The 16,365-nt window shown below is 75.3% G+C and carries 16 protein-coding genes; 11 read left to right on the forward strand and 5 right to left on the reverse strand.

Annotated elements, in window-relative coordinates:
- Positions 1-107: 107 nt before the first annotated feature.
- Positions 108-728: a TetR family transcriptional regulator gene (locus ACZ4VF_RS10940; RefSeq protein ID WP_467924886.1), complete on the forward strand. Its 621-nt coding sequence runs from the start codon at positions 108-110 to the stop codon at positions 726-728.
- Positions 729-925: 197 nt separating this feature from the next.
- Here ACZ4VF_RS10940 and ACZ4VF_RS10945 read toward each other — a convergent pair whose 3' ends face one another.
- The 4 genes from ACZ4VF_RS10945 to ACZ4VF_RS10960 form a co-directional block, all read right to left on the reverse strand.
- Positions 926-1,546: a hypothetical protein gene (locus tag ACZ4VF_RS10945; RefSeq protein ID WP_467924888.1), complete on the reverse strand. Its 621-nt coding sequence runs from the start codon at positions 1,544-1,546 to the stop codon at positions 926-928.
- Between the two features lie 51 nt (positions 1,547-1,597).
- Positions 1,598-2,674, reverse strand: a complete 1,077-nt coding sequence (locus ACZ4VF_RS10950) for an NAD(P)/FAD-dependent oxidoreductase (protein ID WP_467924890.1) — start codon at positions 2,672-2,674, stop codon at positions 1,598-1,600.
- 125 nt (positions 2,675-2,799) lie between these two features.
- Positions 2,800-3,033 carry a ferredoxin gene (locus ACZ4VF_RS10955; protein WP_467924891.1) on the reverse strand — a complete coding sequence of 78 codons (234 nt, stop codon included), beginning with the start codon at positions 3,031-3,033 and terminating at the stop codon, positions 2,800-2,802.
- Between the two features lie 3 nt (positions 3,034-3,036).
- On the reverse strand, positions 3,037-4,488 hold the full coding sequence (locus ACZ4VF_RS10960; RefSeq protein ID WP_467924893.1) for an aldehyde dehydrogenase: 1,452 nt from the start codon (positions 4,486-4,488) through the stop codon (positions 3,037-3,039).
- A gap of 214 nt (positions 4,489-4,702) precedes the next feature.
- Here ACZ4VF_RS10960 and ACZ4VF_RS10965 point away from each other — a divergent pair, with 214 nt between their 5' ends.
- Positions 4,703-5,086, forward strand: a complete 384-nt coding sequence (locus tag ACZ4VF_RS10965) for a hypothetical protein (protein WP_467924894.1) — start codon at positions 4,703-4,705, stop codon at positions 5,084-5,086.
- 147 nt (positions 5,087-5,233) lie between these two features.
- Entirely contained in the window at positions 5,234-6,259 is a 1,026-nt protein-coding gene (locus tag ACZ4VF_RS10970) for an MBL fold metallo-hydrolase (RefSeq protein ID WP_467924896.1), read from the forward strand.
- A 145-nt stretch (positions 6,260-6,404) separates the two neighbouring features.
- Here the strand turns inward: ACZ4VF_RS10970 and ACZ4VF_RS10975 are convergent, their stop codons facing one another.
- Positions 6,405-6,998, reverse strand: coding sequence for a helix-turn-helix domain-containing protein (locus ACZ4VF_RS10975; RefSeq protein WP_467924898.1), 594 nt, complete (start codon positions 6,996-6,998; stop codon positions 6,405-6,407).
- A 251-nt stretch (positions 6,999-7,249) separates the two neighbouring features.
- Between ACZ4VF_RS10975 and ACZ4VF_RS10980 the strand changes: the two genes are divergently transcribed.
- The 8 genes from ACZ4VF_RS10980 to ACZ4VF_RS11015 all read left to right on the forward strand — a co-directional run bounded on the left by ACZ4VF_RS10980 (position 7,250) and on the right by ACZ4VF_RS11015 (position 16,220).
- The gene (locus tag ACZ4VF_RS10980; protein WP_467924900.1) at positions 7,250-8,308 is read left to right on the forward strand and encodes a hypothetical protein; all 1,059 of its coding nucleotides are present in this window, start codon (positions 7,250-7,252) and stop codon (positions 8,306-8,308) included.
- A 590-nt stretch (positions 8,309-8,898) separates the two neighbouring features.
- Complete coding sequence (locus ACZ4VF_RS10985) at positions 8,899-10,107, forward strand: prenyltransferase/squalene oxidase repeat-containing protein (protein ID WP_467924902.1); 1,209 nt, start codon at positions 8,899-8,901, stop codon at positions 10,105-10,107.
- The gene (locus ACZ4VF_RS10990) at positions 10,104-10,808 is read left to right on the forward strand and encodes an SCO2322 family protein (RefSeq protein WP_467924904.1); all 705 of its coding nucleotides are present in this window, start codon (positions 10,104-10,106) and stop codon (positions 10,806-10,808) included. Before ACZ4VF_RS10985 ends, ACZ4VF_RS10990 begins: the two co-directional genes overlap by 4 nt.
- Positions 10,795-11,892 (forward strand): energy-coupling factor transporter transmembrane component T, encoded by a 1,098-nt coding sequence (locus tag ACZ4VF_RS10995; RefSeq protein ID WP_467924905.1) that lies wholly within the window; start codon positions 10,795-10,797, stop codon positions 11,890-11,892. Before ACZ4VF_RS10990 ends, ACZ4VF_RS10995 begins: the two co-directional genes overlap by 14 nt.
- Entirely contained in the window at positions 11,889-13,715 is a 1,827-nt protein-coding gene (locus ACZ4VF_RS11000) for an ABC transporter ATP-binding protein (RefSeq protein WP_467924907.1), read from the forward strand. Before ACZ4VF_RS10995 ends, ACZ4VF_RS11000 begins: the two co-directional genes overlap by 4 nt.
- The gene (locus tag ACZ4VF_RS11005) at positions 13,712-14,599 is read left to right on the forward strand and encodes an ECF transporter S component (protein ID WP_467924908.1); all 888 of its coding nucleotides are present in this window, start codon (positions 13,712-13,714) and stop codon (positions 14,597-14,599) included. Before ACZ4VF_RS11000 ends, ACZ4VF_RS11005 begins: the two co-directional genes overlap by 4 nt.
- 332 nt (positions 14,600-14,931) lie before the next feature.
- On the forward strand, positions 14,932-15,345 hold the full coding sequence (locus tag ACZ4VF_RS11010) for an aggregation-promoting factor C-terminal-like domain-containing protein (protein WP_467924910.1): 414 nt from the start codon (positions 14,932-14,934) through the stop codon (positions 15,343-15,345).
- 185 nt (positions 15,346-15,530) lie between these two features.
- Entirely contained in the window at positions 15,531-16,220 is a 690-nt protein-coding gene (locus ACZ4VF_RS11015; protein WP_467924912.1) for a YoaK family protein, read from the forward strand.
- Positions 16,221-16,365 lie beyond the last annotated feature (145 nt).

The raw sequence follows: 16,365 nt of genomic DNA on the forward strand, positions 1-16,365 counted from the left end.
GCTGTGAGCAGTGGATCAGGTGATTCGTGCCACGGCGTGCGGCCCTGTCGCGCCGCCCGATCACGAGCCCTGCCGACACCCTCACCGACTGTCACGGAACGGGACCCATGCCTGCGGAAGCCAGCACCTCGCGCCCGGCCTCTTCCCCCCTCACCGAGCGGCAGGAGGCCCGGCGGCGCAGGATCCTGCACGCCAGTGCCCAGCTGGCCAGCCGGGGCGGGTTCGACGCGGTGCAGATGCGCGAGGTCGCCGAGTCCTCCCAGGTGGCGCTGGGCACGCTGTACCGCTACTTCCCGTCCAAGGTGCATCTGCTGGTCGCCACGATGCAGGACCAGCTGGAGCACATGCACGGCACCCTGCGCAAGAAGCCGCCCACGGGCGAGACGGCGGCCGAGCGCGTCGCCGAGACCCTGATGCGCGCCTTCCGCGCCCTGCAGCGCGAGCCGCACCTGGCCGACGCGATGGTCCGGGCGCTCACCTTCGCCGACCGCAGCGTCTCGCCGGAGGTCGACCAGGTCTCCCGGCAGACCACCGCGATCATCCTGGACGCGATGGGCCTGGCGGACCCGACCGCCGAGCAGCTCTCCGCGGTCCGGGTCATCGAGCACACCTGGCACTCGGCCCTGGTCACCTGGCTGTCGGGCCGGGCCTCGATCGCCCAGGTGAAGATAGACATCGAGACGGTGTGCCGCCTGATCGACCTCACGGAGCCGGGAACCCGTCCCTGACCGCCCCGCCCCCGGGGCGCGAGGGCAAGAAGAAGACCTACGAGACGGGTTCCCTTCGCCGGCATGGTCCGGATCAGGTGATGGGGGTCGCCTTCCGGCCTGACTGCTGCCTTCCGGCCTCTCAGCCCTACCGTCGCTGTCGGCACGGGCGGATGCCTGAGCGTCTCGCCCAAGTCGGCTACTCCGGTCGGACTCCCTCACTCGCCTCGTAGGCTGATACCAGCATAGAACGGGTGTCGCCTGACGGAACCGTCCAATTCACACCATTTGCCAACAGCCGGTCGCGCGGCCGTCGGCGACCCGGCGGCCCTTCGGTTCGCCGTCGTGCACCACGACCTCGCCGAAGCGGCGCCCGGGGCCCCCGGCACGTTCGTCACCCGGCCACGGGCGGGGCAGAGCCGGTCGGTCCGGACGGCCTCCCGCTCCGCGCCCGTGTCCAGCCGTACACAGGCGGCGCCGAACCGCCCGTCGGTCTCGCCGTCCCCGTCCGGGCCCGGGACGCCGCTCCCCTCCCGGGTCCGCCGCGCGGTGGCCCGGTCCCGCCGGCCCGTGGCCGCGACGCCCGGGTTCCGGCACGCCGGGCCGCCCTCCCCGCGCGGGGCCCGGGCGGCGGCCTCGCGGCCCCACTCGTACGCCTTCGCCCGGTCGCGCCGGAACGGGTGGGCGAGCGCGGCGTCGTACCACCGCACCGGGCTCTTCGGCGCGTCCGGGTGGCGGGCGAGCACCCGTTCCAGGGGCCCGGCCGCGGCCGGCCGGTCCTGGACGTGCCGGGCCGCGCAGGCCACCTCGGTCAGCCGCCCGGCCTCGGACTCGCGCACGCCGCTCCCCACCCGGTCCTTCCCCCAAACCGCGAGGAGCGCGCCCGCCGGTCAGGCGCCGACCGCCTTGCGGGTGCCGTACTTCGTGCCGACGTAGACGGCCTTCTTGAACAGCACGGCGGTGCGCCCCTTGAGGTGCCGGTCGCGGAGGGTGTCGTCGCGCTCGGTGAACTGGGCCACGGCGTCCTTGCCGCCGAGGCTGACGCACCGGGCCACATAGTGCAGTGCGTACGGCTCCGGGGCGCGGCCCTCGGCCAGCCGGGCCAGGGCTTCCACCGCGGCACCGGCCTGCGGGGCGGCGGTCTGGCAGCCGAACCGGGCGCCGGGTACGCCCGCGCAGTCGCCGATGGCGAAGATCCGCGGGTCGCTGACGCTGCGCAGGAACTCGTCCACGACGACCCGGCCGCCCGCGTCGACCTGGAGGCCGCTGCGCTCCGCGAGCGGGGGCACGCCCGCCACGATGGCCCACAGGGTCAGATCGGAGCCGATCTCCCGGCCCGACCGCAGCCGCAGCGGACCGCCGAACCCCCCGTCCCGCGCGGCCACTTCCTCCACCGCGTCGTCCACGACGTCCACGCCGAGCCGGTGCAGGGCGTCGAGGGCCCGCTGCCGCGCCCGGCCGGACAGGCAGTCGGCGACCGCCGCCCCGACGAGCCGCACCCGCAGGTCGGGCCTGGCCTCGGCCACCTCGGTCGCCGTCTCGATCCCGGTGGCCCCGCCGCCGACGACGGTGACGGTGCTCCCCGCCGGAAGCGCGGCGAGCGCGGCGCGCGCCTGCTCCGCGCCCTCCCAGGTGCCCACCGGAACGGTGCCCGGCAGCGGCCGCACCGTGCTGCCCACGGCGAGGAAGAGGTGGTCGAACTCGATGCTCTCCCCGTCGGCGAGGGTGACGAGACCGTCGCCGATCTTCTCCACGGTCCCGGTCCGCGACGTGATCCCGGCCCGCAGCACCGACGTGAGCGGCGTGGCCGCCTCGGCGGTCCCGGCGACCTGCTGGTGCAACCGGATCCGCTCCACGAACTCGGGCCGCTCGTTGACCACGGTGACCTCGGCACCCTTCACCCGCTTGGCCACCCGGTTCGCCGCGAAAGCCCCCGCGTAACCGGCACCCACCACCACGACCTTCATGTCAGCCTCCCGTCGAAGCAACCTTTCGCACCCGAGACGAGGAAGGCCCCGCGGGCCGTGACACGAGGCGTGTGTGACCCCCGTCACATCGCGGCGGGCCGCTGTGAGGGACGCCGTCCACCCCTCTACTCCTCCGGCGGGAACACCGCCTCCCCGCTGTCCGGCAGAGTGATCAGGATGGCCTCCACCGGGCAGCTCTCGGCCGCCGCCAGGATTTGTTCGCTCGCGTCGGTGTCCGGTTCGACGGGGTGGGACTGACGGGCGGTGTCGAGGCGGAAGCCGCCCGGGGCGTGGTGGAGGCACTGGGCGGAGCCGATGCACACCGACCGGTCGACCTCGACGTGCCAGCGGTCGCCCATGGGCTACGCCCCCGCCGGGAGGTGGATCATCTTGTGCTCCAGGTACTCCCCGTACCCCTCCGGGCCGAACTCCCGGCCCAGGCCGGAGTTCTTGTAGCCGCCGAACGGGCCGAGCATGTCCAGGCTGAAGGTGTTGACGGAGTAGGTGCCGGTGCGCACCTGCCGGGCGATGTCGACGCCGTGTCCGGTGTCGGCCGTCCACACGCTGCCGGAGAGGCCGTAGTCGGAGTCGTTGGCGATCCTCACGGCCTCGGACTCGTCGCCGTACGGGATGAGGCAGACGACCGGGCCGAAGATCTCCTCGCGGGCGATGCGCATCGTGTTGTCGACGTCGCCGAAGAGGGTGGGTTCGACGTACCAGCCGCGGTCCAGCCCGGCCGGACGGCCGCCGCCGGTGAGGATCTTGGCGCCCTCCTCCTGGCCCATGCGGATGTAGTCCAGGCTGCGCTGCTGCTGGCGGCGGGCGACGAGCGGGCCGACCTGGGTCGCTGGGTCCAGCGGGTCGCCGACCTTCAGGGCGCTCGCCGCCGCCGCGAAGGCGTCCGCGAACTCGTCGTAGCGGGCGCGCGGCAGCAGGATGCGGGTCTGGGCGACGCAGGCCTGCCCGTTGTTCATCCACGCCGCCGGCACGATGCCCGCGACCGCGGCCCCGACGTCCGCGTCCGGCAGCACCACCGCCGCCGACTTGCCGCCGAGTTCCAGGGTGACCCGGGTGAGGTTGCGGGCGGCGACCTCCATCACGCGCCTGCCGGCCGCGACCGAGCCGGTGAAGGAGACCTTGTCGACGCCGGGGTGGCCGACCAGGTACTCGCCGACCTCGCGGTCGGCGGGGAGGACGGACAGCACACCCTCGGGAAGACCGGCCTCGCGGGCGATCTCGGCGAGGAGGCAGGCGTCCAGCGGGGACTCGGGGGACGGCTTGAGGACGACCGTGCAGCCGGTCAGCAGCGCGGGCGCCAGCTTCGCGGCGGCGACGAACTGCGGGACGTTCCAGGGGGCGACCGCGGCGACCACGCCCACCGGCTCGCGCCGGACCAGGAGCGGGCCCAGCACACCGTCCCTGCGCTCCTCGTACGTGAAGTCACGGGCGACCCGGATCGCCGCGTCCCACACCATCATCGCGCCGAGCGCCTGGGCGAGGACGCTCCAGGAGTACGGCGAGCCGTTCTCGGACGAGATCACCCGGGCGATCTCCTCGTGCCGCGCGGCGATGCCGTCCTTGATGCGGGTGACGACCTCCATCCGCTCCTCCGGCGTGGCGCGCGGCCAGGGCCCTTCGTCGAACGCACGGCGCGCGACGGCCACGGCCCGGTCGACGTCCGCCCGGGAGGCGTGCGGCACGCGGCCGACGACCTCCTCGGTGTGCGGCGAGACCACCTCGATGACGTCCTGGCCCAGCGGGTCGGTCCACTCCCCGCCGATGAACAGCTGTCCGTGTTCCACGAGCTCGGTCATGACCGACTGCCTCCCGCCGCACCGCGCCGCGCCCGCCGCGTACGGCGGCCCGGCACGGGTTTCTGACGCTGTTTCAGAACTGATATCAGCTCCGGTTCGAGGAGTCCACGGACGTGCGGGGCACGGCTGGACCCACCGCGCGCCTGTCCCGCGGGGGGACGAGGTCCTATCCTGAACCGGCTGCGGGCGGGCGACGGATGAGCGGAGTCGGCGTGTGATCGGGGGCCTGTTTGCGCTGGCCGTGTCCGTGGCTCCGGCCGCCAGGTACGTCGTGGTGGCCGCCCGGCTCTGGGGGCATCCCGAGCGCGCTGCCGATGTCGCGCGGTCGTTCAGTGCGAGAGGGGCGCCGGGCTGGGCCCTCACGCGGGGTGCCGTGGTCGTCGCGGCGCACTTCGTCCTGCTGTCCGTCATGGTGACCGGGCTGGTCGTGGGACTCGCGGCCTCACCGACACGGCGGCCCACCGAGCCCTGGTCGGGGATGTCACTGGCCGCCATCGGCGGGATGCTGCTCTGCTGGCTGCTGATCATCCTGATCGGGGTCTTCAACAGGCCGCGCTTGCTGGTACTGCCCTACCTCAGGGACAAGCGGCGGCTGTGAGGCCGGCCGGGACTGGACGGCCTGCTCGGCCAGGCGCCGGCACCGGCCCAACGGCCGTCCGCGACAGCCGATTCGGGCACCTACTGGAACTTGTTCTAGTTATAGTGGGCGGTGGCCCGGGGCCGAGGGCGGAGGGCGGGGATCCGGATGGCGACGACGTTCGATCACGGCGGGGGCGTACGGTCGGTGCGGGTGCCCATCCCGGACAACCCCCTCGGTCACACGCTGGTGTACGTGGTGGACACCGACCGGGGCCCGGTGCTCGTCGACACCGGCTGGGACGACCCGGGCTCCTGGGACACGCTGGTGGCGGGCCTCGCGCGGTGCGGTACGGCGGTCGGGGAGGTCCACGGAGTCGTCATCACCCACCACCACCCCGATCACCACGGCCTCTCGGCGCGGGTGCGTGAGGCGTCCGGTGCTTGGGTGGCGCTGCACGCGGCCGACGCGGCGATCGTGCGCCGGGCGCGGGAGACCCGGCCGGAACGCTGGTTCTCGTACATGGCGGCCAAACTGACAGCGGCCGGAGCGCCCGAGGAGCACGTGGCGCCGCTGCGGACACCCCGTGGCCGGACCCTGCCGGGCCTCTCCCCCGCACTGCCCGACCGGGAGATCGTCCCGGGCGAGCTCCTCGACCTGCCAGGCCGCCGGCTGCGCGCCGTCTGGACGCCGGGGCACACGCCGGGCCATGTCTGCCTGCACCTGGAGGAGGAGCACCCGGCCCGACTCCCCGGTCACGGGCGCCTGTTCAGCGGCGACCACCTGCTGCCCGGGATCACCCCGCACATCGGCCTGTACGAGGACCCCGACGACGCCACCGTCACGGATCCCCTCGGCGACTACCTCGACTCCCTGGAGCGGATCGCCCGGCTCACGCCCGCCGAGATCCTCCCGGCCCACCAGCACCCCTTCACCGACGCGCCGGCGCGGGTGCGGGCGCTGCTCGACCACCACGAGGGCCGGCTGTCCCACCTCCTCGCCCTCCTCGCCGAGCCCCTCACCCCCTGGCAGCTCGCCGAGCGCATGCAGTGGAACCGCCCCTGGTCCGACATCCCCTACGGCTCCCGCACCATCGCGGTCTCGGAGGCCGAGTCCCATCTGCGCCGCCTGGTGAAGCAGGGCCGCGCGGAGCCGGTACCGGGGAGCGAGCCGGTGGCGTACACGGCGGTGTGAGGAGCCCGCCGTCCACTTCGCCCCCCGGGCGCTTCCGGCGCCTCGGGAACGCCGGGGCCACGGCCGCTTCCGCTCGTCGCCGCCGCCTCCGGAGTGCCCGGCGGGCGGGCCGTTCGCGCCGCGGCCCTTGAGACGCGGCCACCGTTCAGGCGCCGCCGGCACCCTCCGCCCGCTCCGAGGCGATGATCATCTCGGCCAGGTCGGCGAGGGTGGCGAGCTGGCGGGCGTTCATCTGCGGGGCCCGGGCGGCCAGGCGTACCAGCCCGCTCTCGCGCAGCCGCAGCAACGGGTCCGCCTCCGCCTCCAGGCTCTGCAGCACCGGTTGCAGCGCCTCGTGCAGCGCCTCCGACTCGTCCGCCGTGAAGAAACCCGCGGGGAGGCCGAAGAAGCGGCGCAGCCGGTCGGCGTGCTCCAGGCTCGGCATGCCGCTCTTGCGCCACTCGCTCAGCCACTGCCGGCTGGTGCCGGCGATCCTGGCGAGCTCGTCCAGCGAGTACCGCTTGCCGTCCGGCCGGCGCCGGCTCTCCCGGATGAAGTCCAGTCGCTGGCGCACGCGTTGGGCCAGACAGGCCTCCGGGGCACGGCCGCCGGAGAGGAGTTCCACGACGACGCCGACGGGGATGCCGGTCCGGTAGGAGAGGCCCGCCACGTCGAGGGCCTCCGGCAGCCTGCCGGGACGACCGGTCAACTCGCCCAGCCGGTCGAGGACTTCGGCCAGCGAGGCGTAGGCGTCACTCACCGAGGTCCCCCCTGGGCGTGTCGTCCGTTCGACGGCTTGGCTGACCGCGAGGCTACCCGTTCGCCCCTTCGGCTACCAGATGCGGCAAGGCTCCCTGCCTGATTACGCAGCTATCGTTGACAGTTGAGGCCGCTGTGGGTGAGGATCGCTGCACGGAGAGCAAGATCCGACCCACCCCGGGTGCCGCCGATGGGGGAGCGGCACCCGGGGTGTTTCTTGTCCGCCCTCTCCCGAGGAAGGTCCAGGCATCCATGGCGCAGCCCGTCGTGCTCCTCGGGGCCGGCCGCCGGGACCCCTGCGACGAGTTCCCGCTGGCGCGGATCGCCGCGGCCCGCCCGGTGGTCCTGGTCGACCCGGATCCGCCCGCCTGGACCCGCCCGTATCTGGCCGGGCACCTGACGGCCGACCCGGCGCGGGAGGCGCCCACCGCCGAGGCGGTGCTCGGGTACGCGGCCGGGCACCCGGTGGCCGGCGTCCTGACCTGGTCGGGAGCGCACCTGACCACCGCCGCGCGGATCACCGCCCTGCTGGGGTTACCGGGCCTGCCGTACGAGACGGCCGCGGCCTGCGCCGATCCCGTCGCGTCGCGGACGCTGCTGGACCGCGGCCGACTGCCGACGACGGGCCCCGCAGGGGACGTACGGGGCGGCGAAGGCCCCCTGGTGGCCGCCGAGACGGTCGTGCTGGACGACGAGGTCCGCATCGTCGCGCTCACCCGTACGACGCCGGGTCCGCCGCCCGCCCGCAGCCCGCTGCGGCACCACGTGCACGCCCACGACGGGCTCTTGCACAACCGTTTCCTGCGCACCTGCGTGGAACGGACGGTACGGGCCCTGGGCCTCACCCACACGGTCGCGCACGTCACGCTGCGGCTGACCGCCCGCGGCCCCCGCGTCCTGGCCGTCGCCCCGCACCTGCCCGGCGACCTGATCCCGCTCCTGGTCGAACGGGCCACCGGCGTCGACCTCGCCACGGCCGCGGTCGCCCTGGCCACCGGCGACCACCCGGACCTCACCCCCACCCGACAGCGCGCCGCCGCCGTCCAGTTCGCCTACCCGGCCGCGACCGGCCGCCTGACCCACCTGCACCTGGACCCCGCCGCCGGACACGACCCGTCCATCGACCACATCCTCCTCACCCGCCATCCCGGCGACCCGGTGACGGCGGCCCCCCACGCCCACGTCACGGACCGCCTGGCCCACTGGGTCGTCACGGCCGAGACTCCCGCCGACTGCGACACGGCCCTGCGCCGCGTGGCCCACCACCTGACGGTGACGGTGTCCCCGACGCCGGACGTCCACGCGGCCTAGTCCGGGGCAGCCGACCGGGTGTGAGGGGGCGTCGGTGCCTCCGGCACGCCGGCGCATGCGCCCGTGCGGAAGTCGGCCGAGGCGTGCGTGGCGGGCGGGCCGGACGTGCGGGACACCCGCGTCGCACCCGCACGGAAGGCGCCCGGCGGCGTCTCACCACCACGCGCCCGGCACACCCCGGCCGGCCCGGCGAGGACGTCGCGGGAACGGACGAGCGCCTCCCGCGGCCGGGTCCCGCCCGGCCCGTCCGACCGTGACCCCCCTCACCACCCCCCTGTGCCCACGGCCACCCCTCGGCCTCTCCGGGGCGGCCGGTAAAGTGGCGGGAGTCGTCATCACACCCGTACGGGGGGAAGCCGGTGCAAATCGGCGTCGGTCCTTCGCCAGGTTCTCGGCCTGGCTCGAACAGGGGTACCCCGGTCCGCGTACCGCCGCGCAGGCGGTGAGCCGGGCGCCCCGGGCGGGACGTGACCGGCTCGCGTGCGTCGGCGGCCCGCCGCGCACGGCACCGTCGAGGTCTACGGAGCCGAGCCGCCCGGGTTGTCACCCGTGCGCTGCCCGGCTCCCCGCAGGAGAGGCAGTCGCCGACCATGAACGTCCGCCGCAGTGCCGCGGCTCTCGCCGCCGTAGGCGTGCTGGCCGCCGCCGCGCCCGCCACGGCCGCCGGTCCGTCCCCGTCCCCCAAGGTGACGGTCCCGTCCGGGCTGTACGGCAAGAGCGACCCGACGTACGACGGCGTGTGGCGGCAGTCGCTCACGCTGGTCGCGCAGCGGACGCTCGGCTACCGGCCCGCCACCGCGGCCGTCGACTGGCTCACCGGACAGCAGTGCGCGAACGGCTCCTTCGCCGCCTTCCGCGCCGCTCCCCAGGCACCCTGCGACGACACGGTCAAGGCCGACACCAACAGCACGGCCGCCGCCGTGCAGGCCCTGGCCGCGACCGGCGGACACGGCGGTGCCGTGGAGAAGGCCGTGGACTGGCTGAAGTCCGTGCAGAACAAGGACGGCGGCTGGAGCTACTACCCGGGCGGCCCCAGCGACACCAACTCCACCTCCGTCGTCATCGGCGCGCTCGCCGCGGCCGGCACCGACCCCGCGGACGTCCGCACGTCCGGCAAGTCCCCCTACGACGCGCTGCCCGCCTGGTCCATCCCCTGCGACCAGGACGGCGGCGGCGCCCTCGCCTACCAGCCGGACAAGAAGGGCAAGCTGCTCGCCAACGCGGACGCGACGGCGGCCGGTCTGCTCGGCGCGCTCGGCAAGGGCTTCGTGGCGGAGACCGGCAAGGCCCCGGGCCAGGACGCCTGCGCCGAGGCCGGCCACCTCACCCGCGCCCAGGTCGCGGACAACGCCGGCGCCTACCTGGGCGCGGCCGTCGCGAAGACCGGCCACCTGCTCTCCTCCCTGCCCGGCGCCAAGGACCAGCCCGACTACGGCAACACCGCCGACGCCGTCGTCGCGCTCGCCGCGGACGGCCGGACGGAGCCCGCGAGGAAGGCGTACGCCTGGCTGGAGAAGAACGCCGGCCCCTGGGCCACCCAGAGCGGTCCGGCCGCCTACGCCCAGCTGATCCTCGCCGCCCACGCGATCGGCGAGCAGCCGGGCGACTTCGACGGCACCAGCCTGGTCGGCTCCCTCAACGCGCTCGGCCCGGCCCCGCGGATGGACTCCGCCGCGCACGAGCCGGCCGCGCAGGAGGAGGACTCCCAGAGCGGTGTCTGGTGGATCGTCGGCGTCGGTCTCGTCGCGGGCATCGGCATCGGCTTCCTGCTCAGCGGCCGGAAGAAGCGCCGGCCGTGACCGTCGTCCGCCGTACCGCGCCCAGGCCCGGGCCCGCGCTCGTCGTGCTCGCCGCACTCGTCGCCGGCCTGCTGCTCCTCGCCTCCGCCTACCCGGCGGGTGCCGCCGGGTACCGCTACTGGTCCTTCTGGGAGCGCACCGGCGGCCACTGGACGTACGCCACCCAGGGGCCGGCGACCGTACGCCCCGACGACGGCGCGGTCCAGGGCTTCCGGTTCGCGGTGAGCGCGGACTCCGCGGACGCGAGCCGGCCGCGCGGTACGGCGGACTTCGACACCATCTGCGCGGACACGCCCGCCGCGTCCGGCAGCAAACGCGTCGCCCTCGTCCTCGACTTCGGCACGCCCGGGGACGCCCCGTCCGATGAGACCCCGCCGGACCGCCGCACGGCCTGCGCGCGGGTGCCGGCCGACGCGAGCAGCGCCGACGCGCTGGCCGCCGTGGCCGAGCCGCTCCGCTACGACGCCAACGCCCTGCTGTGCGCGATCGCCGGGTATCCGCGCCAGGGCTGCGGGGAGCAGGTCTCCGCCGGGGAAGCGGCCGGGGGGAAGAGCACGGCGCGGGGGAAGAGCGCGGCCGGGGAGAAGGACGCGGACGACGGGGGTCCCTCGCTGGGGCTGCCGGTCGGCGCGGCGGTGGTCGCCCTCCTCGCCGCGGCGGCGGTGTGGCAGGCACGGCGGCGGCGCGATGCGTCGGGATGACCCTCGCGTCCGTGCGGGGCGGTCCCACCGGACCACCCTGCACCCCGGCGCCTGGTGGCTCTGGGCGGTGTCGCTCGGCACCGCCGCCACCCGCACCACCAACCCCCTCCTCCTCGGCCTCCTCATAGCCGCCTCCGGCTACGTCGTGGCCACGCACCGCTCCCCCGCCCCCTGGGCCCGCTCCTACACGGCCTTCGTGAAACTCGCCGTCGCCGTCCTCCTCGTCCGCGTCGTCTTCGCGGTGGCGCTCGGCTCCCCCATCCCGGGCACCCACACCCTCCTCACCCTCCCGGAGGTGCCGCTCCCGCACTGGGCGCAGGGCATCCGGCTGGGTGGCCGGGTCACCGCCGAGGCGGTCGTCTTCGCCGCCTACGACGGCCTCAAGCTCGCCACCCTCCTCGTCTGCGTCGGCGCGGCGAACGCCCTCGCCAGTCCCACCCGGCTGCTCAAGTCCCTGCCGGGCGCGCTGTACGAGACCGGTGTCGCCGTGGTCGTCGCCCTCACCTTCGCGCCCCACCTGATCGCCGACGTGCAGCGGCTGCGCGCCGCCCGCCGCCTGCGCGGCCGTCCGGACCGGGGCGTGCGGGGCCTGCTCCAGGTCGGGCTGCCCGTGCTGGAGGGCGCGCTGGAGCGCTCGGTCGCGCTCGCCGCCGCGATGGAGTCCCGCGGCTACGGCCGTACCGCCGAGGTTCCCGCCCGGGTCCGCCGTACGACGGCCGCGCTCACCCTGGGCGGCCTGCTCGGCGTGTGCGCGGGGACGTACGGGCTGCTGACGGCGGAAGGGGGGTCGTACGGGCTGCCCGTCCTGCTCGCCGGGGTCGCCGCCGCGCTCGCCGGACTGCGGCTGGGGGGCCGGCGTTCGCTGCGGACCCGGTACCGCCCGGACCCGTGGGGGCCGCGCGCCTGGCTGGTCACCGGCTCCGGTGCCGCGGTGGCCGCGCTGCTCACGCTCGCCTCCGTCCGCGATCCGCAGGGGCTGCACCCCGGGGTCGTGCCCCTCGTCGCGCCCGCCCTCCCGCTCTGGCCGGCCGCCGCCGTCCTGCTCGCCCTGCTGCCCGCCCTCGTCCCCAGGGAGCACCCGTGATCCGCTTCGAGGATGTCAGCGTGACGTACGAGGGTGCCGCCGAACCCACCGTCGCCGGTGTGGACTTCGAGGTGCCGGAGGGCGAACTGGTGCTGCTCGCCGGCCCGTCCGGGGTCGGCAAGTCGACCGTGCTCGGCGCGGTCAGCGGACTGGTCCCGCACTTCACCGGCGGCACCCTGCGCGGACGCGTCACGGTGGCCGGCCGGGACACCCGGACGCACCAGCCGCGGCACCTCGCCGACGTGGTCGGCACGGTGGGCCAGGATCCGCTCGCGCACTTCGTGACCGACACCGTGGAGGACGAACTCGCCTACGGCATGGAGTCGTTGGGCCTCGCTCCGGAGGTGATGCGGCGCCGGGTGGAGGAGACCCTCGACCTGCTGGGCCTGGCCGGGCTGCGGGACCGTCCGATCGCCGCCCTCTCCGGCGGGCAGCGGCAGCGGGTCGCGATCGGCTCGGTCCTCACCCCCCACCCGCGGGTCCTGGTCCTGGACGAGCCGACCTCGGCGCTGGACCCGGCCGCGGCCGAGGAGGTGCTGGCCGTGCTGCAGCGGCTGGTGCACGACCTGGGGACGACGGTCCTCATGGCCGAGCACCGGCTGGAGCGGGTGATCCAGTACGCCGACCGGGTCGTCCTGCTGCCCGGCCCCGGAGAACCCCCGGTCGTCGGCACCCCGGCCGAGGTGATGGCCGTCTCCCCCGTCTTCCCCCCGGTGGTGGACCTGGGACGGCTGGCGGGCTGGTCCCCGCTCCCCCTGACGGTACGGGACGCCCGCCGCAGGGCCGCCGGCCTGAGGGAACGGCTGTCCGCCCGCGCGGAGACCCGTGCCGTGGCAACGTCGGGCGCGGCCGGTCCGGTCACCGCGGCCGCGGGCGCTCGGACCGCCGTGGCCGCGGGCAGCGGTGCGGCCACCGCACAGGCGGGCGCCGGGAGTGCCCCCTCCGGGGGAGGCTCCCGGCCGGCCCCGGCAAGCGCCCCCGCCCGGCCCCCGCGCCGGTCACCCGACGCCTCCTCCCCGCGCCGCTCCCTCTTCCGCCGCCGCGCCGCTGCCGCCCCGGCCGGCCCGCAGCCCCACATCGCCGACGTCCGCTCCCTCTCCCTGCACCGCGACGGCGTCCGGGCCCTCCGGCAGGTGAGCCTCACCGTGACCCCCGGCGAGACCATCGCCCTCATGGGCCGCAACGGTGCCGGCAAGTCCACCCTGCTCGGCTCCCTCGTCGGCCTGCTCGCGCCCACCACCGGAAGCGTCACCGTCGGCGGGCTCACCCCGCACCGCACCCCGCCGCAGGCCCTCGTACGCCAGGTCGGCCTCGTCCCGCAGGACCCCCGCGACCTGCTGTACACGGACACGGTCGCCGAGGAGTGCGCGGCGGCCGACCGGGACGCGGGCGCCGCTCCCGGCACCTGCCGGTCACTGGTGTCCGGCCTGCTGCCGGGCATCGCGGACGACACGCACCCCCGGGACCTGTCGGAGGGCCAGTGCCTGGCGCTGGCGCTGGCCGTGGTGCTGACCGCACGCCCTCCCCTGCTCCTGCTGGACGAGCCGACCCGCGGCCTGGACTACGCGGCGAAGGCCCGCCTGGTCGCCGTACTGCGCGGGCTGGCGGCCGAGGGGCACGCGATCGTGCTGGCCACGCACGACGTGGAGCTGGCGGCCGAGCTGGCCCACCGGGTGGTGCTGCTCGCCGAGGGCGAGGTGATCGCCGACGGCCCGACGGCCGAGATCGTGGTGTCCTCCCCGTCCTTCGCGCCGCAGGTGACGAAGATCCTGGCGCCGCAGCGCTGGCTGACGGTGGCCGAGGTACGGAAGGCCCTGGCATGAACCGCCCGCGAACCCGCGTCCGTCCCCCTACCGGTACCGGGACCCCCGCCCCCGCCCCCGACGGCACGCGCACCCGCGTGCACGCCGTCCGCCTCGGCCCCCGCTCGCTCGCCGCGCTGGCGCTGACCAGCGCGGTCGGTGTGGCCGCCCTGTGCTGGCCCTTCGTCACCCCGCCCGCCTCGCAGGTGAGCGCGCACGCACAGGACGCGCCGTGGCTCTTCGCGGGCCTGCTCGTCCTGCTGGTCGCGGTCGTGGCGGCGACGATCTCGGAGTCGGATCTGGGGCCGAAGGCCGTGGCCATGCTGGGGGTGCTGGCCGCGACGGGCGCGGCGCTGCGGCCGATCGGCGCGGGTACGGCGGGGATCGAGCCGATGTTCTTCCTGATGGTGCTGAGCGGGCGGGTGCTCGGGCCCGGCTTCGGGTTCGCGCTGGGCTCGGTGACGATGTTCGCGTCCGCGCTGCTCACGGGCGGGGTCGGGCCGTGGCTGCCGTTCCAGATGCTGTCGATGGGGTGGTTCACCATGGGCGCGGGCCTGCTGCCCGGGGCGGTGCGGCTGCGCGGTCGCGGCGAGCTGCTGATGCTCGCCGGGTACGGCTTCCTCGCGGCCTTCGCGTACGGCACCGTGATGAACCTGGCCGGCTGGACCTTCATGGACGGCGCCGCGTCGAACATCTCCTTCGTCGCCGGTGCCCCGGCCGCCGTGAACCTGGCGCGGTTCGCCGCGTACTGCGTCGCGACCTCGCTCGGCTGGGACCTGGGCCGGGCGCTCTGCACGGTCGTGCTGACCCTCCTCCTCGGCCCGGCGGTGCTGCGGGCCCTGCGCCGGGCCACACGGCGGGCCGCGTTCGAGACGGCGGTCACGTTCGACGGTCCCGCTACGTGAGGGCGCGTACCGCCTCGGTGACCGCGGCGGTGAAGCACCCCACATGACGCAGGTCACCTACGAGGACCGACCGTAGTCTCATTTGTCCGTTACATCCATCCATGCACCCCCTCCGACCTGTGGATTGCGGCGTGGGTCACAGAGAAGACGTTTCCCGCCTATCCGGCCACAACTAGTAAAAGGGGTCATTGCGGACGGCTTCCGGGCCTGCTTGTCTTGAGGACGTCGCCAGGCGCCACGAGCCCACCCGGGCCGCGGCGCCGACGCATACGGCCACGACGTGTGGTCCTTCCCTGCGGGCGACCCCCTGTCCCCGACGCAAGAGGTTCTCCGTGTCCGTCTCCTTCATCCGCCGCATCGCTTCCCCGAAGAAGGCCCTCACCGCCGCCGCCGTGGCCGCCGCCACCGCCGGCATGGCTCTGACCGCGGCGCCCGCCCAGGCCGCCACCACCTCGGCCTCCTCCGCCCAGGCGATCGCGCACCAGATGATCCCGGACGCCGCGCAGTTCAACGCCTTCAGCAAGATCGTCGAGCACGAGAGCGGCTGGAACCCGACCGCCACCAACGGCTCCTCCGGCGCCTACGGCCTGGTCCAGGCGCTGCCGGGCTCGAAGATGTCCTCGGCCGGTTCCGACTGGAAGACCAACCCGGCCACCCAGATCAAGTGGGGCCTGGACTACATGAACTCCCGCTACGGCAGCCCCGTGAAGGCCTGGAGCTTCTGGCAGGCCAACGGCTGGTACTGAGCCGCCCCGCGCCGAAGCCTCCCCGCGTCCGCGTCCGCACCCTCGCCTCCGCCCGGCGAGGGTGCGCGCGTCTGTACGCCGAGCGGGCTGCTTTCCCCTCTCTTTCCCGCGGGCGCGCGTGTCCTCCCCCGTGCCCCGGGCGTGACCGACGCAGGCTGCGCCGGAACACGCCCCGGGGAGGAACGATGACGACGCCGACGCCACCGGTGGAGCAGGACCCGGAGACGCGCGGGCTGCGGCTGGTGGCCGTGCTGCTGGGGCTCACCATGGTCAGCGGCCTGATCGACGCCGTCTCCTACCTGGGCCTGAGCCGCGTCTTCACGGCCAACATGACCGGCAACGTGGTGATCCTCGGTTTCGCCGCGGCCGGCGCCCCCGGCTTCTCCGTCGCGCACACGGCCACGTCCCTGGGCTGCTTCCTGCTCGGTGCGGCGACGGCCGGGCGGGCGGTCCCCCGCCTCGGCGACGGGTCCCGCCGCCGCCGGGTCCGGCTCGCCCTGACGGTGGAGGCGGTACTGATCGGCGCCGCGGCGGCCGTGGCCCTCGCCCGGCCGGACACGGGCGGCACCCGGTACGCCCTGATCGCCCTCACGGCCTACGCGCTGGGCCTGCGCAACGCCGCGGTCCGCACGCTGCGCGTGGCCGACCTGCCCACCACCGTCCTGACGATGACCGTGACCGCCCTGGCCGCGGAGTTCCGCCTCGGTGACGCCACGGGCCACCGTTCCCCCCGCCGCTCGGCCTCCGTCCTCTCCATGGCCGGCGGCGCCTGCCTGGGCGCGTGGCTGGTCCTCCACCACGGACCCGGCGTCCCCCTCCTGCTCGCGGCACTCGTGTCGGGGGTCCTGGCGGTGCTGGCGTCCGGACAGGAGTGACCCGCCGGCCGGAGCGGCACCCCCGGACCGGCCGCCGGTCCGGCGCCCGCGACCCCGGCCCGGCGGAGGCCGGCCGGAGCAGCGGGCACGCGGAGGCCCACGGTGAGCAGCGGGCACGCGGAGGCCGTCCTGTCACCGTCGCCCC

Source organism: Streptomyces sp. NPDC029151 (genome assembly GCF_055564315.1).